Origin of the sequence: Microcoleus sp. PH2017_05_CCC_O_A (assembly GCF_020738785.1) — a bacterium.
Taxonomy (GTDB): Bacteria; Cyanobacteriota; Cyanobacteriia; order Cyanobacteriales; family Microcoleaceae; genus Microcoleus.
This window is the reverse complement of the sequence record NZ_JAEQCB010000055.1, coordinates 1-26653: the sequence shown is the minus strand read 5'-3', so window position 1 is coordinate 26653 and position 26653 is coordinate 1. Positions and strand designations below refer to the sequence as shown.

Sequence of the window (26653 nt, the reverse complement as noted above, 5' to 3'; positions counted from 1 at the left end):
TAAATTGCAAATTTTTTAGTTTTGACCCGCTCCCCATAAAAAAATATCGGTAACAAATAACCAATAACCAATAACCAATTCTCGATCGTCATGACTGACTCATCCTCCCTAGCCAACGCCCTTTCCGAACCGCTGCGCCAGCCTTTTTGGTGGGCAGCCCTAGCTTCTGTCGGCCTTCACGGAGTGCTCGGAGTAAGCGCCCCGACAATCTCAAACATCATCTATGGTGGTGGCAATTCCTCAAAAAACATCCCCGGTTCCGTCGGATTCGTACAACTAACTCCCGCAGAAGCCGGCCGCCTGCCACAAACCATACCACCGCGATCGTCTAATAAGCCGTTTTCGATCGCACCAGTTCCCGTTCCCACCTCCCCAAAGTTAGCTCCCCCTTTGCCCCCTCCACCGGTTAACTTGCCCGCCCTGCCACCGGGAATGCCACCTCCTGGATTCTTTGCGCCTCTCGATCCCCCTCTCCCGCCATTAACTGCCCCAGCCGCCCCGCAGTCACAAACTTCAGTTCCAACGGTCAAACCCCCCTCTCTCAAAACACCAACTTTCGTCCCCCAAGGGCCTCCCAGCGGTTTGATTTTCCCGCCATTACCCGGTAATTTCGATCGTAATATCCCCCCACCGCCACCAGGAGTAACAGGATTGCCCCAGCTTCCTGGCGGCACCTCCGAAGATGAGGCAGAGACTCTCAAAAGGGTTATAGCCAGTAGAGGCGGACTCCCGCTATTCCCAGACGGAGCTCCAGTCTTTACCCCGGAATTCCCCATTGGTGGCAGGAATTCTGGGCCCGATGGAGTACCGAAATTGACTCAAAAAGATCCCAATAAACGGAATCTCATCGCAGAAACTCCCGAAGAAAGAATCAGGAGGCAACAATTTGACCAGGGACAGCAACAGCTAGAACAGCAGGGAGTTCCCGGTTCAAACTTACCCAAGGACAGAGAGACATTGCTGGCTGCTGCTAATACCTATGTTGCTTTGTTTAATGACTTCAAAAGAGCTTACCCCGACTTGGAAATGACGGGGCCGACTCCTGTGACTGTCGCTTATCCCAAAGAAGCTTGCTCGCAAAAACTCGAAGGAACGGCAGTTTTCGGAGCAGTTGTCAGCCCTCAAGGTTTGCTCAAGGCCGAGCCTAAGCCGATCGTCCCCACAGGTTACGGTATTCTCGATACTGTGGCTAAAACAGCGATTATTAACCCTAATCTGACATTTCAAGCAGCCAGCACCCACAAGCTTTACCAGTTGGCTGTCGCGTTTAAATACGACGAAAAAGTTTGCAGTGGCATTCCTGTCACCCCATCCACAACCCCAACCAGGCCCACAGGCCCGCAGCCGCTAGCGCCAGCCCCGACAGCACCCAAGCCGACAGGCGAACAGTCCCCAGCCCCTGCGGAAGTGAAACCGCAGTTTGAGAAGCCTCCGGCGCCCTCTAACAAACCGCAACCAGGGGCCCAACAGTCGCCACAGCCCTCACCAAAACCCGCAACCAAACCGTCGCCCTCACCTCAACCGAAACCAGCCCCCGAACAATCTCCTTCTCCCCAACCGAAACCAGCCCCCGAACAGTCCCCGCAGCCAGAAGCTGCACCTTCTCCCGCCGCTGAAGTGTCCCCCTCCCCAGAAGCTGCGCCTTCTCCCGCCGCTGAAGTGTCTCCCTCGCCAGAAGCTGCGCCTTCTCCGGAATCTACGCCTTCTCCCGCCGCCGAAGTTGCGCCTTCTCCTGCGCCTTCTCCTGCTACGGCCAATTAATTGTTAATTGGGTGGGAATTGGTATTTGGTAATTGGCGATCAGTCAGTAGGGTGCGTCAGTTGCAATATTTGTTGCCTAGCAAACCAATTTATATTTGCTGGCGCACTCTACATTTTTAACTGGATCTGACCTAAAAAAATCCCACCCAATTACCAATTCCCCATGCCCCATGCCCCATGCCCTGGGAAGGCCAATCCCTCCGCTTCACCCAATTCCCCATGCCCCATGCCCCATGCCCCATGCCCTCTCAATTGTATTGGACTTTATACATTTGGAATAAGTCGCCGTTTTGTTTTTTTACTACTTTAGCGCCTGCCACTTTAATCATTTTTTCCCAGTCTTCTATTGTCTCTAAGAATACTTCGCCTGCTCGATAAGTTTCCAGAATTGCCCAATCTTCTGCTAGAGGTGCATTGGGATTGAGGACATCAAACACAAAATGACCGCCTGGTTTTAATACTCGCTTCACTTCTGCCATGACAATAGCCCAATAATCTATGGGAAAATAGCAACTAAAGCCTGTGGCGATGCACAAGTCAAATTGATCCTCTTCGTAATTTAAGCGATGGGCGGGAGCCAATTCTACGCCTTTAAATAGCTTGGAATTAAGTTGAGGGCCGCGAGCGTTTAAGGCATCTCGGGCGGCGCTGCTGATTTCTTGACCGTAAAAAAGGGCTTCCCAATCCCGCCAAGGATAGATCAGAAAGCTGACTCCGCAGCCAATATCTAAACAGCGCTGATTTTTTTGGGGTTTGGCAATTTTCCAGAAGGGAGATACTGTTTTTTCTTGCAGGGTTCCGGCGACTGATTCCAGGAAAATCGGCATTGCTTCGACTTCTTCGGGTAAGGCGAATGCTTCTCCTCGATATTCGCGATCGAACCGAGATGCAACCTGCGATAGTAAAGCTTGCCAGCTATCTGATTTGTCTTTGGCAAACCAAGTCTGCTCTTGACCTGCTGCTGGGCGTTCCGACTTTTTAGACATTCTTTAATTACCAAGAAATTGGGTCTAAAGCCCCGTCCTTCTAGGACGGCTTTAATTTTTTAATTATTGCACTATTCCATTTCTATCTACCATCTTAGCCCTAGATAAGCTATTATAGAGATATGCTAAACATGACCTACGAGTACAAACTAGAACCCACTTCATCCCAATCTCAGACCTTTGACCACTGGTTAGAAGTCTGTCGCAAGGTGTGGAATTATGCTCTTAGAGAGCGGAAAGACTGGTACAACTCAAGGTCATGTGCAATCAACGCCTGTAGCCTAAAATCCGAATACATTATTCCCGTTGATAGCCCTAGACCAAACTTTGCCGTGCAGTGCAAATCTTTGACCACCGCTAGACAAAGTAATTCAGAGCTAAAAACTGTCCACTCCCAAGTATTGCAGCAAGTTCTCAAGCAATTAGAGAAAGCCTTTACTTCTATGTGGGAATCAGGTTTTGGCTTTCCGAGGTTTAAGAAGAAAGGCAGAATCAGAAGTTTCCTGTTCCCTACTCCTAATCAAACCGTAGTAATCGGGAATAGGATTAACCTACCCAGTATTGGCTTAGTTAAGTTCAGAGATTCTAGACCTATCCCTGATGGTTTTGTAGTCAAGCAAATCAGAATAGTTAAAAGAGCCTCTGGATACTTTGCCATGTTAGCTTTAGCTCTAGATGTAAGTATCCCTACTACCATGCCTCATGGCTATGCCCTAGGAATCGATCTAGGTTTAGAGAAATTTCTCGCTACCTCCGATAATGAACTAGTTGCCAGACCTAAATTCTTTGTGGATGCTCAACGCAAGCTGAAATCGCTGCAAAAAGTAGTCAGTCGCAAAAGAATCGGGTCAAAAAACTGGCAAAAAGCTCAAAAAAAAGTAGCAAGATACCATCAACATATCAGTGACAGTAGGAAGGATTTCCATTTCAAAACCGCCCATCATCTCTGTAATCAAGCAGGAATGATATTTGCTGAAGATTTGAATGTCAAAGCAATGGCAAAAGGGATGCTCTGCAAGCACACTCTAGATGCGGGATTTGGACAATTTCTATCTATTCTGGAATATGTTTGTTTCAAGAAAGATGTATTTTTATTAAAGGTAGATAAAAATGGTACATCTCAAACCTGCCCTCAGTGCCAGACTCATACAGGAAAGAAGCCTTTGAGCTTAAGAATTCATCAATGTCCTGAGTGTGGATATGAAGCAGATAGAGATGTAGCAGCAGCGCAGGTAGTAGTCCAGCGTGGGCTTGCAGCGGTAGGGCATACCGTCAAGATGCTTTCAGAGGGTAAAGCTACTAGGCTCCCTGTGATGAAAGAATCCCCGTCTCTTTAGAGCGGAGAGTGTCAACTTCTAGAGCCTTTGAGTGCTTTTGTAAAGTTTTGACGGTAAGGCTTATTAAAAATTAACGCGGGCCACAGCAGCGACAGTTTCAGCTTATTTGCAAAACTTCTGTCGAAATTAGTGCGATCGAAACCATTCCAAAATTTCCAAATACCGCCGCCGTAAGCGACTAGCAACACTAATCCAATTAACGGTTCCATTAAATAACCCCCTAAGCGAGTGATTGGATTTTTCGTCAGCGAGCCTGTATCGCTATTCTTAATCTATCATTTTTCAACTGCTCTGGTGCAGAGATACGCCCTTGTAATTCTACCTTCAGCTAGAGACTTGAAAATCCCCGATCGCCACAGACTGAAAAATATAGCAGAAGGAAGAAGGAAGAAGGAAGAAGGAAGAAGGAAGAAGGAAGAAGGAAGAGGGAGGAAGGAAGAGGGAGGAAGGAAAAAACAAGAAGCAATATTCAGCAAGGGTTTCAGCAATTAAGAACAGTCCAGTCGTCGGCTACTGAAAAATATAGCAGAAGGAAGAAGGAAGAAGGAAGAAGGAAGAAGGAAGAGGGAGGAAGGAAGAGGGAGGAAGGAAGAGGGAGGAAGGAAAAAACAAGAAGCAATATTCAGCAAGGGTTTCAGCAATTAAGAACAGTCCAGTCGTCGGCTGCGGTTGCTATAAAAGCCAAGCAGATACCTTTCAGGGTGCAAGATGCAAGAAACGACTTCTGGCAAAAGTCGATGATTCTGAGGATTTACGCAACATTCCCTACAAATTGGAGTTCTATCGCGCCCTTTCTCAGCTTCCACCCAAAAGTTGAAATCGGTGGCTGTTGGGCGACGGCTTCTCCTTCCTGGATTTCTGAGACGTGGGATAACTCAAAGATAATTAACACTGATAGTTAGTACCCCACAGGTTACAGCAGGCAAGCTTTTTCTAGCGGACAATAACGGTAGAGAGGTTTCTAAGTAAGGAGGATTGTTTATGCGTGCTGTGCTGATGGCTGGGGGGTCGGGAACGAGGCTCAGACCTCTGACGTGCGATTTACCTAAACCGATGGTGCCGATTCTGAATCGCCCGATCGCAGAACACATTATCAATTTGCTAAAAAGGCATAATATTACGGAAATTATTGCGACGCTGCACTACCTTCCCGATGTCATGCGCGAATATTTTACTGACGGCAGCGAGTTTGGCGTTCAAATGACCTACGCTGTGGAGGAAGACCAACCGCTGGGTACGGCTGGTTGTGTCAAAAATATTGCGGAATTGCTCGATCGAACTTTTCTGGTCATCAGCGGCGATAGCATCACAGACTTCGACTTGACAGAAGCTATCAAATTTCACCGCAGCAATAAATCCAAAGCTACGTTAATTTTAACTCGCGTTCCCAACCCAATGGAATTCGGGGTAGTAATTACGGAAGAAAATCACCGGATCAGTCGCTTTCTGGAAAAGCCTTCTAGCAGCGAAATTTTCTCCGATACCGTCAATACCGGCACTTACATTTTAGAACCAGAAGTATTGGACTACCTGCCGGCAAATCAAGAGTGCGACTTCTCGAAAGACTTGTTTCCGCTGCTGTTGGAAAAAAACGAGCCGATGTACGGTTACATCGCGGAGGGTTACTGGTGCGATGTGGGCCAGTTGGATGTTTACCGGGAAGCTCAGTATGACGCATTGCGGGGAAAGGTCAAACTGGATTTGAGCTACTACGATGAAGTTCGATCGGGACTTTGGGTAGGTCAAAATACTTTTATTGACGATAGCGCGATCGTCGAAGTACCTGCCATGATCGGCAACAATTGCCGAATTGGAGCCCGAGTTAAAATTAACGCGGGTTCAGTAATCGGAGATAATGTGACAGTCGGGGCTGATGCTAACATTAAACGTCCGATCGTCTGGAATGGAGCAATTATCGGCGAAGATGCTCATCTCAGGGCCTGCGTGATTTGCCGCAGTACCCGCGTAGACAGGCGCGCCCACGTCCTCGAAGGTGCTGTCGTCGGTTCAATGTCCATTGTCGGAGAAGAGGCGCAAGTCGGCCCTTCCGTGCGAGTTTGGCCGAGCAAAAATATTGAATCCGGCGCTCTGTTGAATCAAAATTTAATTTGGGGAGAACAAGCTAAACGGAATTTGTTCGGCCAGCGGGGCGTTCAAGGACTGGCCAATGTGGATATTACCCCGGAATTTGCCGTTAAATTGGGCGCGGCTTACGGCTCAACTTTGAAACCAGGGGCTTCGGTATCGGTTTCTCGGGATCAGCGCAGTATTTCGCGGATGGTTTCGAGATCTTTGATTGCGGGTTTGATGTCGGTGGGAATTAATGTAGTCAATTTGGAATCGACGGCAATTCCGATCGCGCGCACGGTTTCGTCTACGATCTCAATTGCTGGCGGCATTCACGTTCGGATTTCGCCCGATCGCTCCGACCACATTTTAATTGAATTCTTCGATATCAAAGGTATCAATATCACTAAAGCTGCGGAGAAAAAAATCGAGGGCGCTTATTTTAAGGAAGATTTACGCAGGGCTCTGATTCCCGAAATTGGAGATATGTCGTACTTTAACCAAGCACTCGACGTTTACAACCGGATGTTTGAGCGGCAGATGAATGTTGAGGCAATTCGCTACAGCAATTCTAAGGTGGTGATCGATTACGTTTACGCGGTTTCCGGAGCAATTCTGCCACAAATGCTCGCCAAATTCGGCTGTGATGCGGTGGTACTCAATGCCAGTCTCAAGCAGACTTCTCTGAGCAACGGAGAACGGGAATATTTGCTCGACCAACTCGGCCGGGTGGTAAAAGCACTCAGCGCTAATTTTGGCGTGCAGGTGTCTGCGAACGGCGAACAGCTCATTTTGGTAGACGAGTCGGGAATAGCGATTCGTGGGGAAATGCTGACGGCGCTGATGGTAAATTTGATGCTGACTTCCCATCCCAGAGGTACAGTAGTAGTACCGGTGAATGCGTCTTCTGCGGTGGAGGCGATCGCCCGCCGCTATCAAAGCAAGGTAATCCGCACTAAGGCAAACCCAAGTGCATTGATGGAAGCCTCTAACAGGAACCCGAATGTGGTTTTGGGCGGTAGCGGCAATATGGGTTTTATTTTCCCGCAATTGCATCCGGGGTTTGACGGAATGTTCTGCATTGCTAAAGTGATAGAAATGATGACGATTCAGGAGCGATCGCTCGGACAGATCAAAGCGGAACTTCCCCGCGTCACCCACCGCAGTTACAGCGTCCGCTGTCCTTGGACGGTAAAAGGTTCGCTCATGCGGCATTTGGTAGAAACTCATTCGCCCGATCGTTTAGAATTAATAGATGGAGTGAAGATTTTTAACTACAGCGACGACAATTGGGTATTAGTTTTGCCCGATGCTAGCGAACCCACCGTTCATATCTTCGCCAACAGCGAGGACAGAGATTGGGTATCTGAAACTTTGAAAGAGTACCGCGCCCTCGTTCACGATTTTGTGACCCAAAGCGAAGAGGCGGTTCGACAAGATAAATTTGGTAATGGGTAATGGGTAATTGGGAATTGGGAATTGGGAATTGGGAATTGGGAATCGGTAATGGGTAATCGGGTATTATATTATGTCCGGTTATGCAACGATAATTCAGTTCTTAGTAAGGACTTTAGTCCTTATTAATTCATATATAAAGAGAGGACTAAAGTCCTCACTACAAACCCTCGCTTTCCCAATGACTAATTCCCTCTTTGCCCAATTCCCTCTTTGCCCAATGCCCAATGCCCAATTCCCAATTCCCAATTCCCATTTAAGTTATGAATAGCTGCATTTTAATGGCGGAAATAATTCAACAACCGCAACTCCGTTATACTCCAGACAATCAACTTCAAATCGCTGAGATGCTGGTGCAGTTTCCAGGGTCGAGACCTGAAGATCCGCCAGAACATTTGAAGGTGATAGGATGGGGCAATTTAGCTCAAGAAATTCACGACAAATATCGCGAGGGCGATCGCGTGATTATTGAAGGGCGGCTGGGTATGAATACGATCGACAGAGATGGTATCAAAGAAAAGCGCGCTGAACTGACAGCCCAAAGAATTTACACTCTCGGCGCCGATGCTATGAGCGCTGCACCCGCAGCTAGAACCGCCCCCGAACCCGCTCAAATTCGCGACACCGCCCCGGCTAATGTGCCGAGCAATGTGGTTCCCATGAGTTCCCGAGGCCGCAGTTCTAACAGCGCTCCAGCCCCTGCTAACCGCCCGTCTAGTTCGGATTGGAACTCGCATCAGTCTTCGGACTCCGATCGCAAGCCTGGTTCCTCAAGCGAAGCTGACAATCCAGATTACGATCCGATTCCGTTTTAAGAGCCGATTCCGTTTTAAGAGCCGACGGCGAATAGATCCGACGGCGAATAGATCCGACGGCGGTTGAAACCGCGTCTACACAGGCAAAACCCGCCTCCGCGGGTTGAAAAACGGGTGGTTAAATTTACGTTATTTTCTTCAGTCTGCGGAGGCAGACTTCGTTTTTGTAGACGCGGTTTCAACCGTACGTCATCGTTTGTAGACGCGGTTTCAACCGTACGTCTTGGTTTGTAGACGCGGTTTCAACCGTACGTCATCGTTTGTAGACGCGGTTTCAACCGCCGTTTGATCCGATCGCACAATTTCCCGATCCGATCGCACAATTTCCACCCCAAAAACGCGAGCAAACTCAGCAACAACGATCGCCCTAACTCGATCGACCTCAATCCCCGGAATAAACTGCTCTAAACTACCAATCGGTCGATCGGGAATCCCGCAAGGTACAATTTGCCCAAAACCTGCCATATCCGGGCAAACATTCAAAGCAAAACCGTGCATCGTAATCCAGCGACTGACTTTAATGCCGATCGCACCCACCTTGCACCCATCCACCCAAACCCCAGTCATTCCCGGAACCCGCGAACCCTTCAGCCCGCAAACTTCCAGCACTCCCAAAAGCACTTCCTCCAACTGCCGCAAATACCAGTGCAAATCCTGCTGGTGGCGGCGCAAATTTAAAATAGGATAGCCCACCAACTGGCCAGGACAATGGTAAGTCACCTCCCCGCCCCGCTCAACTCGGTGCAACTCCGCATGAGTTTGGCTCGGGTCAAACTTCAGAAATTCCAACTTCGATCCCAGCCCCAAAGTGTAAACCGGCGGATGTTCCAGCAAAATCAGCACATCCGGCAAATCGGGATTGTCCCGGCGTTCTTGCACGAGTTTTTGCTGGATTTCCCAAGCTTGGGAGTAGGGTACTTGTCCCCAATCGAGGAGCAAGCACGGTTCGGGGATCGCAGGTTGATGAATGAGAGGGGAAATCATGAAAAAAATCAACAGTGTTTTTACGGAATATTTACGCAGTTAAAATCAAGAATTGTCAACATATGAAAAAAGATTTGGAAGATAAGTGTTTTCTAGAATACATAGTGCTATTGTATAAACTATACCCACGTTACAGAAGGGAGGGAGCTCTATGAAGCTTGTTATCCAGGGTAAAAATATAGAAATCACCGATGCCATTCGCGAGTACGTCAATCAAAAAGTTGAAAAGGCAGTTAGCCATTTTCAAACTTTGACGACGGAAGTGGATATTCATCTATCGGTGGCTCGTAACCCCAGGATCAATCCTAAGCAGACTGCTGAGGTGACTATCTATGCTAACGGCAGCGTGATTCGGGCTGAGGAAAGCACGGAAAGCCTGTATGCTAGCATCGATTTGGTCGCAGACAAGATAGCTCGTCAACTGCGGAAATTTAAGGAAAAACGCCACGACAACAAGACCCAGAGTAGTGCCAAAACGGTTACGGCAGTTGAAGAACATCCTGTAGTAGCAGATTTGATTGGCGATCGAACTCCCGAACTTCCACCCGAAGTAGTACGGACAAAGTATTTTGCCATGCCTCCAATGACTGTGCAAGAAGCTTTAGAACAATTGCAGATTATCGACCACGATTTCTATATGTTTCAGAATGCAGAAACAGGCGAAATTAATGTGCTTTACGAACGCAAGAGTCAAAGCGGCTATGGAGTTATCCAGCCTCGCAATGCTAACGGCCACGGTAATAGTAAGAATGGCAAAACCGCCCACAACGTAGCACATGAAAAATCAGGTGCTGCGAAAGGTTAGATAATTGCTAATAGCAAAGAGAGGACTAAATTCCTCTCTTTGTCTTACTCTTCCTCTGTGTTCTCTGCGCTCTCTGCGGTTAAATCAATCCGATCCAATCATATCTAACCTTTAATACCTTCCAAAGTTTTGAGAGACTCAGCAACGTGCGCCTTAAAATCCAGCATTGAGTCAAAAATATGCTTGACAACACCTTGTTTGTCAATGACGTAAGTGACTCTACCGGGCATAATCCACATGGTAGCTGGAACCCCGTACAATTGCCGCACTTTATTGCCAGTATCGCTCAACAATGTGAAAGGTAACTGATATTTGGTAGCAAATTTTTGGTGAGACTGCTGCGAATCATCGCTAATCCCAATTACTTCTGCACCTGCGTCTTTGAAAACTTCATAACTATCACGAAAAGCGCAATTTTTGCCTTTAAAATCCTTGAGACTGACTGATGAGCCAGTTTGAGATAATAAGCTAAAATCCGGTGCGATGTCTCCTACTTTGACAGTCATATTTATTTAAGTGAGTGTTTTGTTTATTGATTATTATACAGTCTCAGTTACGTTCAATACTTCTCTTACCTTATTCAAAAAAGCCAGCGAATTAAAAGTAGCACTACCACCAGCGTGAGTGAATTCAGATAAAGCACCAACTGAGTCATTGCCAATAATGCGATCGAACGGATCTAACTTGAGACTGATTTTTTGACGAGCTTCGTACCGAGAAAAGTGAAATATTGTCAAATAGTGTAGCAAAGTATCTTTAATTATACCATCATAAATCAAACCTTGACGAATATCTTCATCGTCTAGGATACCTTCATAAATATTCAATAGCGTCGAATAGGAAATCACTCCATTATAAAAGTTCTTATCCCCTTGTTCAACTTTAATCCCGTTAAACAAATTAAAAAACACAATAGCTTGTTTCCTCCTATCCGAAAACAACTCGGCAAGCTCTGCTGTATCTTGAATATAAAAAGATTCTCCCCGATGCTGTTTGGGACTATGTACATAATATTTGTCACAAAATACCGGGTAAATCCTAACATCTTCCCGTTCTCCTTTCAAAACTCGGATGATATCTTTCGACATAAAAAATAATTTATCATCTCCATCATTTTGAGTAATATGCAGCGTACTCATATAAGGTGCTTGAGATATATATAAAAATTTTCGATACCCTCTATTATATAACTGACTAACAATATCTGCGAGAATTAAAGGCTGAGTATAAAGACGCTGAAGGCTGTAATTTTCCGAGAAAGTTTTCAGCATTCCCACCTGAATAGTACCATCTTCTTGACACCTAATTCCGGTGACTTCGCCAAAAAAACAGGCTTTTCTGCGATCGCGCCTCCCGCCATTTTTCCCATCGCTATCCCTAGTCGATACTGTAATAATTGCTAAATTATCCAATTCTGGAGATAACTGTACATTGTTAAATCGAAACTTTTTAGGCAGGATTGAATACAGGGAACTCAAACCATTTTTGGCTGTCAAATGATACTTGTCACCCAGAATGCGAAATCCTTGGGAATTCGATCGGTGTTTTTCGCTCAAAATGTGAGATAATACTTTAGAAAGGTATGCCATAAATTTTTCTGAAGGCGAAGGGTTTTCGTGGTAGCCTTCGTGAAGTCTTACCATCGGCACAAATAAATTATTGGGTAATTTTTGTAACAAGATTCCTAGGGAAATATATGACATCAGCGAAATAGCAAACTTGTAAACAAACGTTGCTTGTCTTTGCAAGCCTCCATTGCTGTCTAAACGTCGGTTGTTGTAGGGAAAAACCACGGATTTATGCTGAAAACTTTTATAAAAAACATCTCTAGAGCGATCGGCTTTAGGAATCCAAAACACTGGTAAAGCCTTAATACCTTTAATATTGTATTCCATGCTGAAACTTTGGGATTCATCAGTTGAAAAATAGCGAATATCTTCAATTTTAATACAGACTGGTAATTGACAAATTGCTCTTTGATTAACATTAGGTTTTTCCACAGAAATATACTGAAGTGTTTCCTTCGGATTGCGCCCCACAACCTCATTGAAAAATTTTCCGGTTGTTAAGATACGATCTATATTGTGAAGCAGACCTCTTTTGATCGAAATCAGTCGCGATTCTGTGCGAGGTGATAAAATAGTTTTATCTAAGATATATTTTTGCAGTAATTGCTTAAGACAGTTAATTTTATAATCGACATTAATTTCTTGAAAACGCTTAAAAAATTTGCAAAAAAGCACCTTTTTATGCTCTTCGTTAGAACTTTGTAATATCGGTAAAACTACTCGCTCAAATCCTGCGATCGGATCGTATTCTAATTCTAATTCTGGGTTGTAATCGGCTGCTAGGGGGTTTTGAGATGATGCAAAGACAAAGTGATACAAAAATGCTGTTTTTAATGCCTTGCGGAAGAAGGTTTCATGATTGGCTGGTTCCTCCAAAGCGGCGAGATGTTCCTCGCTGTCGGGATTTAACAAATTAAGATAGTAGTCGAATACCCGATCGCCTCCCCGCGATTGCACAGGATTGCCAAACTTGAGTTTGAGGCCAAAAATAAATTGGCGATCGCCCCCAGCATCATCCGTAGTTTCTCCCAGACTACCTGCTATAATCGGAACGATCGGTAAATAATCGAAAGCTTCCGATCGCGAAAACATATCTTTGTAATTAACCGGAGTTTTCTGATAGCTAACCAAGTAGTCACCATCAGGTTTATTGACATCGTTGATATATCCTTCTATTAACCTCAAACGCCGGATTAAATCTTGGAGATAAATCAAACCTCGCCTATTTTCTGTAGTTGAATCAATATTTTCTAAAAGATACTCCAAGTAAGTAATTTTCGCTTCTTTCTTCAGTTGTCCCAGAGTTTCCCGATCCACAACTCTAATCAGTCGGTGAAAATCAGAAGTTTCATTTTCTACCATTTCTTCAAGCAGGAAATTAAGTTCTTCCTTCTCCTCTTGATTTCCAGTATTTTCAGCAATATAACTCTTTAAACCTGCTTGCAATTCTTCTTGGAAAATATCTACATTGCGGATCGAAATAGTTACTTTATGAAACTTTAGCAGCGAATCATAATTAGAGTCTAAGCATTCCAAACTCAGCTTCTGTTTCTGTAAATCTTTATAGAAATTATCAAAGTCATACCTTAAACCTAACTGAGTTCCCTTACCTTTAAAAGACTCTAGCGGACTAATTAAACTAACTACAAATTGGTCAATTGTAACACTATCTCCCAAAACAGATTGTACTTTTCGGCGCAAACAAGCCTCAATTTCCCTAACTTGACTCCGAAAGCGCACCTCAACTTCCGGTAAGAAATTCACCGTAGCATAATCTGCTTGATTCTCACAATTACCCAAAGGATTTTGTACTTCTTTGCAAGTAGCGACTTGATTAGCAAGTGTATCAATATCTATTAGCAAACGTTTGCGATCGCCCGAAATGCTAAATGGGTTATTTCCCTGCAAAACTTCTAAAATTTTGTCCAGCAAATCGCCATAATCTACCGTTACTAAATCGCTATCATCTAATCTTAAAACGTTCACCCTGTCAACCCCCGATGTCAGATTTCCTTAGACAAAACCAAATTGAGTACATTCAACTCATTGGAACTCAAAAGATACTTATCCGTAAATATCTTTTCCCTAATCTGTTCTAAACTGTAGCTTCTAAATACAACAAATGGGAAATCTTGATATTTATCTCCTATAGGCAAAACATTACCAACAGGATACAGCGCCTTAATATATTGAGTCAAGATATTTCTAAAATCTTGATATTTCTGTTCTTGGGGGTTACTAGCAAAATATTCCCTGAATACTTCCCCAGCAATAAACGCAAATAATGGTAAGGCATAATACCGATCCTTGCGCTGACTGCTTTGCTCAAATCTCTGTGTCTTATCAACAGAGTTTGTTAGTTCTTTTACTAACTCCATCGCATCTTTAATCGCAAATTGTAAATCCTCTGAATAAGCACTAGCATAACTAATTATCTGCATATTATGCCAAAGTTCACTATTAGCATTTTTGGCTATTGTTGCCAGAGGCATAATGTAGGTTTCTTCCAAAGTTTGCGATGCGATCGGTACAACTAACAAACCGCCACTCATATATCCCATTTCCAAGTTATTCAGATTCAATAACTTCTCGAAACTTTCACTTACTAACTGGGAAAATCCATTGTTGAAAAAATCACGCTGCGAAAGATATGAAGTCTGAGATTTACTATTAGACTCAACATTCTCTCTCAGTGTAAAATCAGCTTGACCGAGTAAATCTTCTAGACTATCATAGACTTGTGGTAAACGCCGATCGCTCCTATTCTTCCTGTGCTCGCTCTTCAACTTATCGATTAAGTTTTTCATTTGGGATGAGAATGTTTCACCAGCAGCAAACACAGACTTACCGCCGATGGGTATGATGATAAACTTATCTGAACCAATTTGCCCGCAACCATAAATTCGCGTCATTATAGATGCTTTCAAAATCAACAGAATATTTAAAAGACTCAGTTTACTTTCCTGTATCGATATCTCTTTATTATCTTCAAAATACACTACCCGATCGCCCAAATAGAAAATCAATTCTTTGTCCTGATTATCAATCTCATCCTTTCCGCGCCCCCGATAAATTACCTGAATCAATTCCATCAGATTTTTCTCTATTTCAAACCTCGGAATCTCAACCAAAATGTGTTTTGCCTTGGGAAAAGATAGCCCGCGACTACCTGAAGCAGTCATAAATACTACTTTCGCATCTTTTTTCCATTTTTGAACTAACTCTTTTTCCTCCTCACCAATATTAGCGTGTATTTCGATATAATCTGTCCCTTTTTCAAACTTACCCCGATGTTCTCTAATCTTGTCTATCAAATTACCCAGTTTTTGTTTATCTTGAATATAAACTATCACTTGTTCAACATCAGAGCGTTGTAACAGGGCTTCTATATCTTGTAAAATTTCGCCTTGTACTGTCTTGGTTAAATCAGTTTCTCTATCTAGCAAAGTATCTTCACTAAACTTGCAAGATTCAATGAAAACTTTGTATGTTATGCTTAAGCTTTTAGCAGGATAGGAGTTAGTGTTAATCACAGTTGCGTCAGTATCTTTAAACTTAAAATTCTCCACTGACAGAGGCGAACCTGGATTTTTAGCTTTCCGAAAATAGATTTTATCCGGTTCAGCAGAGGTATCGCTTAGGTGTTGGCTAATTACAGCTTTGTCAACGATAGAAGCATCTGCAACGATCACCTTTGTATTAAACCCGTGAGCATTATTTTTCAATTCATAGGTGTTGAGGATATTGTTGATGCCATTTAAGAATTCTACACCTCCCTCGTCTCCCGTAATCTCATCGATCATGATAAACAAATGCTTGATGCGACTGGAGATGTCTTTCATGCGATCGGGAAGCACTTCACCTAGCTTTGTGTTGTAAGCATTCCTAAAAATTTTTTCAAAATGTTTTAATGTATCGCCCGCATCAGTTTTCTTTAAAGATTGGATGGAAACAGTCGCGACAATATTGTTGAAATCTTTAGTATCAATCAGGGTAGAAATGGCTTCACAAATGCTGTTAAGTACGCCCTTAGTATTCCGTCCACCATCTTCAATTACATTTTCTGTTTGTCTCTTGAGTCGGTCCGATCGCCTATTTTGACGCTTAGTTTCTCTGCTATCTTGAAAATTAACAACTTGTAATCCAAATTTTCCATGCCGTTGATTCGAGAGATACTGGACAGTATATTTATGACCGCTATCTTTAATTAAATCGCTATAGGTATTAATTGCTAATATTTTATCATTCCATAAATCCTCAGTACCAGGTTTTTTGAACTTGTCGATAATATCCAGATTTACCTGCTTCCTGGGACTGACATAAAAGAATAGAAATCCATCGTTTACATGATCTGTGAGAAATTTGGCGATCGCAGTCGTCTTCCCAATACCAGGATTTCCAGTCAAAAAGATATAAGTAGCAGCAGATTCCAGGGCTTTTTCAATTAGCTTAGCGTGAGCATTCCGCAAACTCAAACCTCCGCTCAATCCCAACTGCTGCATCAATTCATCCGGCACAATTCCTGCTGAATTGACAAACCCCTCAAGTCGCTCTGGGTGGCGCACAACATTGATTTTATCCGCAGACATTGCTAATATATCGTCAACAAGCTTTTTTCCTTGATCGAAGCTGTAGCAAGCACTCCGCTTGATTTTATTTAAAACTAATTTGCGGGCATCGACGATTTCTTGAGGACTCGAATCATACTTATAAATCGAGTAACAAGTTTTCAAAACATCTAAATTTTCGGGGCGGACAGACATAGTGCTAATTCCGCGATCGCTATATCCCACCGCATTAAATATTAGTCGCGAATCCTCAGCAAGTATCCCTATTTCTCGGAGAAATTGATAAAAACTATAAGCATAACCGCCAGCTTGAATTGATTTAGCACTCTCCTTATCATCATACTTAAAAGCAGTAAAATAGCTCTTCAAACCTTCCGAAAATTCAACATCACAACTTTCAGTATCTATGCGAAGTTTAGAAAACACACTTTTTGAGCGCAAATAGTTAATATCTCGTCTCAACAAACGCCGAATAATCTCCAAATAGTCCAGATTCGTCACATCCTCAGATGTCCTAATCGAAAACACCGACAAATCTACACACAAAATTCTAAATTGCCTACCATATCGTAGGAATATTAGAGTATCAGCTCTCAGAAACTCGCCTTTCCCTTTGTAACTTCCAATATATTGAGAAATATTATCAATCTGGTCAAATTGAGATATAACTTCTCCACACCACTGTTCATAACCTTTAGCGTAAGTACCAATACTGCTCTCATCGCAAAAACAGGATTGGTAATACAAAATTTCCAAATGTCGTAGTTTATTTGTCTCATTCCAACCTGTAGATTGTAGGTACTCTCGAAAAAAGTTTAAACCTGATAGAAAGCCTTTTTGTAGGAAAAATGTACTCCACTTTTCAGCCATCTTTCTTTCCAGGGGACTGGTTATTTTATCGGTGATTTTTCTCAGCATCTTCGGGAATTTTAACTCCTGCAATTCCTGAAGGTACAAGTTTCCAAAGTTATGCTTAATTTGCTTCTCTTTAATACAAGCAAGAATCCCAATATTAAACCCAACTTCAAACAAACGCCCCAAATCTTCTGCTATTTTAGATTTCATGACTGCGTGCCTCCTGTTGGTGTATTTAAAACTTCTTTAACTTTAGTCAAAAATGCCAAGGCATTAAACTCTGCAACTCCTCCCATATGCTTGTAGAGAGATAGTTTACCTACAGACTGATCTCCTATCAGGTTTTCGTAGGGGTCTAATTTAAAACTAATTTGAGCGTTTTTACCACTTGCTTTTTCGTAGCGAGAAAAGTGGAACAAGGTCAAATACTGCAAAATGTCATTTTTTAATTGAGTATTAGAAATCAATCCTTGATGGATATGTTCATCATCCAGTATATCTTGATAAATATTTAACAAGGTGGCATAGGAAATTACACCCCTATAATTACGTTCTGCTTCTGAGCCGACTACCAAACCATTAAACAAATTAAAAAATACCACAGAGCGTTTGCTGGGGTCTTTGACTAAAGCGGTTAACTCCAATGTATCCTGAATGTATAAAGAATTTACTCCCAATCTTTCTGACAGTTTAACTGCATAGTATTTGTCAAAAAACATCGGGTAAATTTTGATATCATTGTAGTTTTCTTTAAAATATTTAATCACATCTTTCGACATGAAAAATAAAGCATCTTCTTTTTGTGTCATGTGCAAGGTACTAGAATAGGGAGCTTTGGCTATGTAGAGAAAGTGTCTGAATCCCAATTTGTAAACTTTCCCTATTTCATCTCGCACCACAGTGGGTTCTTTAAACATCTGTTCGTGTTCGTAGGTTTCCGAGAAGGTTTTGAGCAATTGTAGCCTGACAGAACCATCTTTTTGACGAATTGCACCGACAATTTCTCCTTGCAAATTCGATAGCTTTTGGTTGCTATTCCACCTAGCATCACTCTCGCGACTGGAAACTATAACTATAGCCAGTTTGTCGAGTTCTTTTGGAGAATCTGACTGCTTGGCAAAGGTAAACTTTTTAGGCAATACAGAATATAGAGAACTCATTACATTGGGAGCTTTGTATTCTATATTTCTGATATCAATACCCTGAGAATTAGAACGATGTTCTTCATTTAGTAAATGCGATAACCTTTTAGATAAAGAACGCATGAACTCTTCTACGGGCGAATCTGACTGTTGATTGCTCAGTTGCAGTCGCAGTATGGGAATGAATAATCTACTCTGTTTTTCCAATAACAGTTTGAGGCAAGTATAGGCAAGTATATCGAAGGTAAATCGATACACAAAACTTTTTTTATTATCCCATTTGTTGCTAGCAAGACTGTAGGTAAATTCGACTAGCTTACGCTGTTGATAAAACCGATTATATATAGTTGTACACTGTTGCTCAGTTGGTCTCAGCAACACTGGCAGAGCTTTTACACCTGTGACATCATACTCCATACTAAAGCTTTGTAGGTCGTCACTAGCAAAATAATGAACATCACTAATTGCGATTTTAGCTGTGAGAGTACATAGGGAATTTTCACTAGCCTTTGCTTGACCAATAGCTATATATTTTAATACTTCTTTGGGCTTGGTTCGTAGCTCAGGCTTGAAAAATGTAGAGGTTGTAGAAATATTGTTGATACTATTATCTAAAATGTTTTTTCTGACCGAAATGTGAAGCGGAAATTCTTTCGGTGAATGCTTGTGTTTCAGAATTTTTTGTAGGAGATTCTTGAGAGTGTCTATTTTAGAGGCAACATTATATTGTTCAAAACCTTTTTTGATCCCTCGCAAAAGTTTTTGCTTTGATACTTCATCAGAACCTTTGAAGATTTTTAATACTTTTTCCTCAAATACTGGAATTGGATCGTATTCTAAGTCTGAGTTAATTGTATAACCCTCTGATGACGGGTCTTTTGCGGCAAAAACGAAGTAGTACAAAAATACTAACTTCAATAGCTTTCTGGCGAAAATCTCTTTTCTAGCAGGGTCGGCAAGTTCGGCTTTATGTTCCTCACTTTCAGGGTCAAGCAGATTGAGGTAATACTCAAAGACTGTTTTGCCGCCATAGGCTTGAACTGGGTTATTAAACTTAAGCTTGAGTCCAAAAATAAACTGGATATCTCCTTTGTTTTCGTCTTTGGTTTCTCCTAAATATCCTTCTATTTTGGGAATAATTGGCAACATATCAAAGGCTTCAGCACGAGCAAAAGCATCTGCATAGTTCAAGTCAGTGCCGGCATAGTTCACTAAGTAATCGCCATCGGCATTTTTGACTATATATTCATCAATCTGTTTGAGACGCTGAATTAGGACTTTTAAATAAATTAAACCCTCGGCATTGAATGGGTTATTGCTGGTGCTAATGTTGTCTTGCAGAAATTCTAGATAACATATCTGTGCTTGCTTTTTGAGTTTGCCGATAGTTTCGATATCTACAAATTCTTTGAGTCTGTAGAAATCTGATTTGGCATCTTCTTCTAAATCTTGAAGAATAAAATCTAATTCGTCGCGATCGCTCTCACTAGCGCTAGCAAACTGAGATTTGATATAATTTCCTAAGCCTTGTTTTAGCTCGGTGTTAAATGTACTGGTATTTCCAACGGTGATAGTTAGTTTGTGAAATTTTAGCAGTTCTTTGCTGCTAGGATTTTTTGTGATACTCAATCGCTGCTTTTGCAACCCGGAATATTTGCCAAAGGGATAGCTAAAGTCTAAATTGGCATAATTATTTTTAAACTTTTCCAAATCTGTAATTAAGTTGGCAACAAATTGTTCGATCGCAAGCTGTGGGTTTTGTTGATTAATTGCAGATTCCAGTCGAGTTTTTAAACTATTTTTGATTTTGGTAATTTGATTGGGAAAGCGTTCTTTGAAGCCGGGAGTAAAGTTGACTGTGGCGGTACGAGCACCGCGTTCGGAAGCACCTAAAGGATTTTCTACTCCCAAACCTGCGACTGCTTCGGCGATGCTGTCAATGTCGATGATTAACCGATCGCAATTACCATGTATCTTAAATGGATTCTGAGTCTCCGGCTTCTCTAAAATTGCTAAAATCTTGTCCAATAAGTCACCACAGTCAACGGCAACTAAATCCCCGCCTGTTGTTCTTAGGGTATTCACTCTGCAACCTCCTCGCACCGCTTGACAACTTATGCAATTCAGCTATGTTAGCCCACATTGATTCATTAGTCAAGCAAGTTGATTTCTGTATTTACTAGCCAAACAATTCTTAATTTCTCTGTCGCTTCAAAAAGCTTGAATCCACTCTTTCACTTGGTACTCAGGGATCGGCTTCAACTAATTTTCGCACAGCCGCCTCATCTTCTGCTTCGTAAATTGCAAAAACTTTGCTTAAATCTTTGGTTGGCCCGATCGCAATTAACACTCCCGATTCTTTCTGTTTGGCAAGTCCCGCTAGGTGCGCGTCTCGAAATGGAGCACGTTTTTCGAGGACATCTTCGCAGTAACTTCCCCACATTACATATTTGGTCACGGTTTTGAGCCTTGGATGAATTTATTTGAAATTTATTGTACAATAAGTGTAGCAGGATTTGATAATTTTTTTTAGGATAAGATTGATTGACTACAGAGGGTGCTGAGGGCGCTGAGGAAGAGAGGGGAGAAAGAGAGACGTTTGTTAAATAGGAGGAGATAACTATGACTTTACTAGACCTTCGGCTGCTAACGGTTCAAGAATATGACCGGATGACGGAAATTGGTATTTTTGATGAGGATGAACGGGTAGAATTACTAGCAGGACAGATAGTAAAGATGGCAGCAAAGGGAACAGCACACGGTGCGGCGGTAAAACGAACAGAGAAGCTACTGGAAAACCGTTTGGGAGAGAGGGTTTTGGTGCGACTGCAAGACCCTGTTCGGCTCGATAATTACTCGGAACCTGAACCGGATATTTCTGTAGTTATACCAGATCCACTTTACTATGAAGACCACCATCCAACGCCATCGGAAATTTATCTGATTGTGGAAGTTGCGGATACTACGCTGAGAACGGATTGCGGGATTAAAGCGAAAATTTATGGTGAGTCGGGGATTGCTGATTATTGGGTTTTGGATGTGAATAATCGGCAACTTCATGTTTTTCGAGAACCGAGTCAGGATGGTTATCAAAGTCGGGTGATTCTGGCGGATGATGCGAGTATTTCTCTTTTGCAGTTTCCTGATTTTTATTTTTGTGTACGGGAGATGTTGCGTCCTTTAGTTACAAATTGAATTTCCCGGCGGTTGGAAACCGCGTCTACACAAACAAAACCCACCTCCGTGGGTTGAAGGAAGTTAGCCGTAGGGTGTGTCGCCATCAAAAATCCCTCACTAAATATCGAAAATCTCATGGCGACGCACCCTACAATTAGCTTCTCAAACTAACGCCGAATTTCTCGACTAAAACATCGCGGACTTTTTGTTGGGCTGGTTCGACATCGCTTTCGCTGAGTGTTCGATCGCCCGATCGATAAACCAACCGAAATGCTAAACTACGTTGTCCCGCCGGTACGTTTTCGCCGCGATACTCGTCGAAGAGTTCCACGGAATCCAGCAAACTACCCGCCGCCTGCTTCATCGCGCCCTGCATCTCAACTACCGGAACTTCCACCGGCGCGAAAAATGCGATGTCTCTGTCAGAAGCCGGGAAACTCGAATAACCTGCGAATTTGCGAGTCGAGTTGTGCGTTAGCGAAGCCCTCGTAGAGGATCGACCTAACTCACCCAACAACACGCCTAAATCTAATTGAAACACATAAACCTGTTCCGGCAAACCCTTTTCCTGCTGTAATTGCGGGTGTAGCTGTCCGAAAACTCCCAACCGTTTCCCGTTTAACGATAGCGCGGCTGTGCGGCCAGGATGCAGGCGTGGATTAGAGGAATCGCTTGCATATTCCACAGCCAAACTCAACTGCTGAAACACACTTTCTAGGACACCTTTCGCTTCAAACCAAGTCAAAGGTCGATCGCGCCCAGATTGCTGCCATTTCCACACAGTCGGGTCGCCGCCAATAATCCCCGCTACGGCGTCTGCTTCTTTCTTTGCATCCCCTTCTTTCCAGAAAATGCGACCGACTTCAAAACCGTTGAGCGCACCGTTTCCTTGCTCCAAATTGTAGCCGAAAGCATCGATCAAACCCGACAGCATTTCAGTCCGCAAAGCCGAATACTCGACAAACAGCGGATTCGCCAGCACCACCTGATTATCTCCCTCGGTTTTTACTAAGGAATAGTGCATCAATTCTGTCAAGCCGGCCGCCCGAAAAGCCGATCGCACATTCCGTATTTGCGCGTATTCTGGTGACAGATAACCGGGTTCTGTTTTGCTAGGCAAAGTATCGCAGAAATTGTCGTAACCGTGGAGTCTCGCGACTTCTTCGATTAAATCAATTTCCCTTTCTAAATCCCGGTAGCGGTAAGGCGGAACAGTTATCGCAAATACTCGTGCTTTTTCCGTCGCAGCCACTTCGCAGCCCAGGGCTGTGAGGATATTTTTTACTTCCTCCGGTTCCAGATAGGGAGAACCGCCGGTTGCTCCTCTTTTTAACTGTCCTAACACCAAGTTTATGCGATCTAGACGCAATTCGATCGATCGCAAAAAACTCAAATCTTCCCCCGAACTCGCCGTTTTTTGCACCGTCGCAGTCCCGCCAGCCAACTGCAAAATTAGGGCAATAGCGCGATCGCACGCCGTCGTTAAAGCTGCCTGATTCACACCCCGTTCGTAGCGGATCGAAGCCTCACTCCGCAGGCCTTGGGCGCGGGCAGAACGCCGAATCGTTGCTTGGTCGAAAATGGCAGCTTCTAAGACTAAATTTTGCGTACCTTCGTGCACTTCCGTGTCTTCGCCACCCATTACCCCAGCTAAGGCTACGGGTTTGTCACTAGCAGTAATTAACAGGTTTTGAGGTTGCAAATTGCGGTTTTGTCCGTCCAAGGTTTTGAAGGATTCGCCTGGTTTGGCAAAGCGCACGCCGATGCTGATGTCAGAAGTACCGGTGAAAGATTGCAGTCGATCGCGATCGAAAGCGTGCAGCGGTTGTCCCCATTCCAGTAAAATGTAATTAGTGACATCAACCACATTACTAATCGGCCGCACTCCCGCCGCCTGCAACCGCTGTTGTAACCAAGCCGGAGACGGTGCAATTTTTACCCCTGAAATTTCCGTGCCAATGTAAATCGGGCAGCCTTGCAGTTCCGATATTTCTACTGCCAAATTCGGACTTTTTTCGCCATGAATCGCCACATCATTAGTTGTCGGAATTCTCAAACTTGCGCCAGTTAGTGCCGCCACTTCCCGGGCTACACCCACCATGCTTAAAGCATCTGCACGGTTCGCAGTTGCTGTCAAGTCTAGAATCACATCATCTAAACCTAAAAGCGGACGAATATCGCTGCCTAATTCGGGATTTTCTAGATCAAAGATATGAATTCCTGCTGATTCCTTCAACAATCCCAATTCGGCGAGAGAGCAAATCATTCCTTCCGAAGGAACACCCCGCAATTTAGCAGGTTTAATTTTCAGATCGATCGTCGATAAAAAAGTACCGACAACGGCTACAGGTACATAAATATCCGCCCTCGCATTGGGTGCCCCGCACACAATATTTAAGGGTTCAGGTTTGCCGACATCAACTTGACAAACTCTCAATTTGTCAGCGTTGGGATGTTGTTCGCAGGCGACTATTTTGCCCAATACTACGCCGTCGGCCCATGCACGCCTGTCTTCGATTTCTTCGACTTCAAATCCTGCCATTGTCAGGGTTTCGGCTAATTCTTCCGGGGAACTCGTCACATCGACCAATTCCCGCAGCCAGTTTAGAGAAATACGCATAATTTTGTCAGTAGTTTGTTGTCAGTGCTCGGTAGTTATTCGTCATTAGTCTACGCCGGCGGGCTTCGACTGTGCTGTCCGAGAATTTATTCGGGAAAACTTTTCATACCATACTAATTAAGATTTGTCAAGACGATTGTGGTAGAGATTAGCAAAAACGAGCGATCGCCCTTTCGATCGATGTCTGCTGTGGGATGAGTAACATTCTCAATCAGAGAATGAGGTATGCTAGAAACATCTAACAGCGCAAAAAGCACTTAAGTTTAGAAAGACTTTACATAAAAAAGGACAACTTTAGCAAGTCTTTAAACTATCTTCAAGGATAATCTACCGCAAAAACTCACAGCAACGAGATAATTAAAATAGGGAAAAGATATCGGCCTAAAAGACTTAGGTGCAATTCCAATTCGCACGCCGCAGCACGGCCCGCCGGCAACTGATAGAGCTGTATTTCTAGCAGATGCGGTTTAAGGGAATTTGTGCAGTCGAGCGATCGCCAGAGCAAAATCAGAAAAATATAGGCAAACTCAATCAACATGAGCTACTGCGTAAATCCGGGCTGTCCACATCCTCAAAACCCTCCTGACTCTATTCTCCAGTGTCAGACCTGTGGTGCGCGGTTATTGCTGCGCGCTCGCTACCAAGTCATTGAACCTTTAGGACAAGGAGGTTTTGGAGCTACATTTCTGGCAAAAGACATCTCTTTGCCTGGTCAACCGAGTTGCGTGGTCAAGCAACTCCGACCCAGTAGTTCGTCGCCGCGAGTTTTAGAAATGGCGCGGGAATTATTCAAGCGAGAAGCGAAAACCCTCGGCCAACTCGGCGACCACCCGCAAGTGCCGAGGCTGTTAGATTATTTTGAAACCGAACAGCAATTTTACTTAGTTCAAGAGTATGTTAAAGGCTCGACTTTGAAACAAGAAGTCAAACAATCAGGGCGTTTCAATGAATCAGATGTTAAAAATTTTCTATTAGAAATTCTCTCGGTAGTGCAATACGTCCACAGCCAAGGAGTAATTCACAGAGACATTAAACCCGCAAATATTATTCGCCGCGCTCAAGACAATCACTTGGTTCTGATTGATTTCGGAGCGGTTAAAGACCAAGTTAGCCAAACAATATTATTAGACCCCGCCGACCAAAGCGCCAACACGAAATTTTCAGTTGGTACGTTTAGTTTTGCTCCCCCCGAACAAATGGCGCTGCGGCCGATATTTGCCAGCGACATCTACGCCTTGGGCATGACTTGTTTGTATTTGCTGACAGCAAAGTCTCCCAAAGATTTAGATTTTGATGCGGTAACTGGCGAAATTGTTTGGCAGCCCCACGTTCAGGTGAGCCCAAATTTTGCGCGGATTCTTGAGAAAATGCTCAAGCCCATGGTCGGCCATCGCTTTCAATCGACAGGAGATGTCGTCAAAGCTCTGAATGGCGAATTTGAAGACGCAGATCTTTGCAACGGCTTGACAACTCAATTCAACGCAGGTGGCCGCACGGTTGAAGAACCAACGATATTTAATAGTGATGCTACTTCGTTGCCTTCGCCCCAGATGAAAAACGATCGAGATTTGCGATCGAAGCAAAGCATCCGCACTAGAACTTCCTTCAGTCAATCGGGAAATACAGGGATGCAGCCGAGAGTTTCCCGGACTTTGGCTGAGTCTGGCAGAACTTTCGGAACTGCGGCCTTGTCCAATGGCAATTTAGCAGGACAAAAGGTAACGAAAGCGGTTGTAAAGTGGGAAAGTAACAGCTTGCGAGCGGCATATTTTAAAGGTAAACGCGATTTTGCTGACTGCGAACTGTCGGGTTTGCAATTGCCAAAAGCGCAGTTGGCGGGGGGAAATTTTTATCAGGCTAGGTTGGTGAAGGCAAATTTGCAAGCAGCGGATTTGTCGGGGGCGAATTTGGGCCACGCGAGGTTGGTGAAGGCAAATTTGCGATCGGCAAATTTGACTGAAGCTTATTGCAGCACTGCTAATTTTGAAGGTGCGGATTTTCGAGGTGCTGATTTGACGGGCGCTTATTTGAGCAAGGCGAATTTGCGGGGTGCGAATTTGTGCGGCGCGAATCTAACTGACGCTACTGTTACTGAGGAACAACTCGCAAGTGCAAAGACAAATTGGTTGACTACTAAGCCCGATGGTAAGCGGGGTTTTGGATTTTAATAGAAGGAAGAAGGAAGTTCGGCAACGGATTCTGTAGCGGATGTAACGGATGTAACGGATGAAAGTCCGATCGAAGTTGTAAGAAGGAAGAAGGAAAGAAGTAAGGAAGAAGGAAAAAGGAATATTTTCCTAATCTCTCTCAATCTCCTCCAATCTTCCCCAATCTCCCCCTCTCCCCCAACTGTCAACTGTCAACTGTCAACTGTCAACTGTCAACTGTTGAACCCTTCCCCCAGTCAGGTGATTCGTCTGGAGGAAGCTCGATCGCCCAAAGTCACCTAAATTAAAAAGTAGCAATGGAGGATTCGATCGCACAAAAATGAAACTGCTCAACCGCCGGACTCG

Annotated in this window: 18 protein-coding genes and 1 pseudogene; 8 read left to right on the top strand and 11 right to left on the bottom strand. The window is 43.7% G+C overall.

Features of this window, described 5'->3' with window-relative positions:
- Positions 1 to 90: 90 nt before the first annotated feature.
- Positions 91 to 1761 carry a hypothetical protein gene (locus tag JGK20_RS14230; RefSeq protein WP_293183491.1) on the top strand — a complete coding sequence of 557 codons (1671 nt, stop codon included), beginning with the start codon at positions 91 to 93 and terminating at the stop codon, positions 1759 to 1761.
- Positions 1762 to 2009: 248 nt separating this feature from the next.
- Here the strand turns inward: JGK20_RS14230 and JGK20_RS14225 are convergent, their stop codons facing one another.
- Positions 2010 to 2747, bottom strand: a complete 738-nt coding sequence (locus JGK20_RS14225; RefSeq protein WP_293230950.1) for a class I SAM-dependent methyltransferase — start codon at positions 2745 to 2747, stop codon at positions 2010 to 2012.
- Between the two features lie 122 nt (positions 2748 to 2869).
- Between JGK20_RS14225 and JGK20_RS14220 the strand changes: the two genes are divergently transcribed.
- Complete coding sequence (locus JGK20_RS14220; protein ID WP_293183487.1) at positions 2870 to 4084, top strand: transposase; 1215 nt, start codon at positions 2870 to 2872, stop codon at positions 4082 to 4084.
- Positions 4085 to 4095: 11 nt separating this feature from the next.
- Here JGK20_RS14220 and JGK20_RS14215 read toward each other — a convergent pair whose 3' ends face one another.
- Entirely contained in the window at positions 4096 to 4293 is a 198-nt protein-coding gene (locus tag JGK20_RS14215) for a hypothetical protein (RefSeq protein WP_293149854.1), read from the bottom strand.
- Between the two features lie 19 nt (positions 4294 to 4312).
- Here JGK20_RS14215 and JGK20_RS14210 point away from each other — a divergent pair, with 19 nt between their 5' ends.
- Complete coding sequence (locus JGK20_RS14210) at positions 4313 to 4576, top strand: hypothetical protein (protein WP_293183485.1); 264 nt, start codon at positions 4313 to 4315, stop codon at positions 4574 to 4576.
- Between the two features lie 259 nt (positions 4577 to 4835).
- Here the strand turns inward: JGK20_RS14210 and JGK20_RS14205 are convergent, their stop codons facing one another.
- The gene (locus JGK20_RS14205) at positions 4836 to 4976 is read right to left on the bottom strand and encodes a hypothetical protein (protein WP_293183483.1); all 141 of its coding nucleotides are present in this window, start codon (positions 4974 to 4976) and stop codon (positions 4836 to 4838) included.
- Positions 4977 to 5065: 89 nt separating this feature from the next.
- Between JGK20_RS14205 and JGK20_RS14200 the strand changes: the two genes are divergently transcribed.
- Positions 5066 to 7609 carry a mannose-1-phosphate guanyltransferase gene (locus JGK20_RS14200; protein WP_293183481.1) on the top strand — a complete coding sequence of 848 codons (2544 nt, stop codon included), beginning with the start codon at positions 5066 to 5068 and terminating at the stop codon, positions 7607 to 7609.
- A gap of 260 nt (positions 7610 to 7869) precedes the next feature.
- Positions 7870 to 8421: a single-stranded DNA-binding protein gene (locus JGK20_RS14195; protein WP_293230947.1), complete on the top strand. Its 552-nt coding sequence runs from the start codon at positions 7870 to 7872 to the stop codon at positions 8419 to 8421.
- Positions 8422 to 8631: 210 nt separating this feature from the next.
- On the opposite strand, the gene lipB is transcribed toward JGK20_RS14195, so the two are convergent.
- On the bottom strand, positions 8632 to 9405 hold the full coding sequence (lipB, locus tag JGK20_RS14190) for a lipoyl(octanoyl) transferase LipB (RefSeq protein ID WP_293183477.1): 774 nt from the start codon (positions 9403 to 9405) through the stop codon (positions 8632 to 8634).
- Between the two features lie 151 nt (positions 9406 to 9556).
- Here lipB and raiA point away from each other — a divergent pair, with 151 nt between their 5' ends.
- Positions 9557 to 10210: a ribosome-associated translation inhibitor RaiA gene (gene raiA / locus JGK20_RS14185; RefSeq protein WP_293183475.1), complete on the top strand. Its 654-nt coding sequence runs from the start codon at positions 9557 to 9559 to the stop codon at positions 10208 to 10210.
- A gap of 104 nt (positions 10211 to 10314) precedes the next feature.
- Here the strand turns inward: raiA and JGK20_RS14180 are convergent, their stop codons facing one another.
- The 5 genes and pseudogenes from JGK20_RS14180 to JGK20_RS14160 all read right to left on the bottom strand — a co-directional run bounded on the left by JGK20_RS14180 (position 10315) and on the right by JGK20_RS14160 (position 20801).
- Entirely contained in the window at positions 10315 to 10716 is a 402-nt protein-coding gene (locus JGK20_RS14180; protein ID WP_293230944.1) for a peroxiredoxin, read from the bottom strand.
- 33 nt (positions 10717 to 10749) lie between these two features.
- Complete coding sequence (locus JGK20_RS14175) at positions 10750 to 13764, bottom strand: hypothetical protein (protein WP_293183471.1); 3015 nt, start codon at positions 13762 to 13764, stop codon at positions 10750 to 10752.
- Positions 13765 to 13781: 17 nt separating this feature from the next.
- On the bottom strand, positions 13782 to 17411 hold the full coding sequence (locus JGK20_RS14170; RefSeq protein ID WP_293189919.1) for a helicase-related protein: 3630 nt from the start codon (positions 17409 to 17411) through the stop codon (positions 13782 to 13784).
- Positions 17408 to 20428 carry a hypothetical protein gene (locus JGK20_RS14165; protein WP_293189917.1) on the bottom strand — a complete coding sequence of 1007 codons (3021 nt, stop codon included), beginning with the start codon at positions 20426 to 20428 and terminating at the stop codon, positions 17408 to 17410. Before JGK20_RS14165 ends, JGK20_RS14170 begins: the two co-directional genes overlap by 4 nt.
- A gap of 126 nt (positions 20429 to 20554) precedes the next feature.
- Positions 20555 to 20801: pseudogene (locus JGK20_RS14160) on the bottom strand (YciI family protein).
- Between the two features lie 164 nt (positions 20802 to 20965).
- Here JGK20_RS14160 and JGK20_RS14155 point away from each other — a divergent pair.
- Complete coding sequence (locus JGK20_RS14155) at positions 20966 to 21538, top strand: Uma2 family endonuclease (RefSeq protein ID WP_293230941.1); 573 nt, start codon at positions 20966 to 20968, stop codon at positions 21536 to 21538.
- Positions 21539 to 21674: 136 nt separating this feature from the next.
- On the opposite strand, the gene pheT is transcribed toward JGK20_RS14155, so the two are convergent.
- The gene (gene pheT, locus JGK20_RS14150) at positions 21675 to 24140 is read right to left on the bottom strand and encodes a phenylalanine--tRNA ligase subunit beta (protein WP_293230938.1); all 2466 of its coding nucleotides are present in this window, start codon (positions 24138 to 24140) and stop codon (positions 21675 to 21677) included.
- 113 nt (positions 24141 to 24253) lie between these two features.
- Positions 24254 to 24397 (bottom strand): hypothetical protein, encoded by a 144-nt coding sequence (locus JGK20_RS14145; RefSeq protein WP_293196495.1) that lies wholly within the window; start codon positions 24395 to 24397, stop codon positions 24254 to 24256.
- 279 nt (positions 24398 to 24676) lie between these two features.
- Here JGK20_RS14145 and JGK20_RS14140 point away from each other — a divergent pair, with 279 nt between their 5' ends.
- Positions 24677 to 26308: a serine/threonine-protein kinase gene (locus JGK20_RS14140; protein WP_293149884.1), complete on the top strand. Its 1632-nt coding sequence runs from the start codon at positions 24677 to 24679 to the stop codon at positions 26306 to 26308.
- Positions 26309 to 26653: the final 345 nt, after the last annotated feature.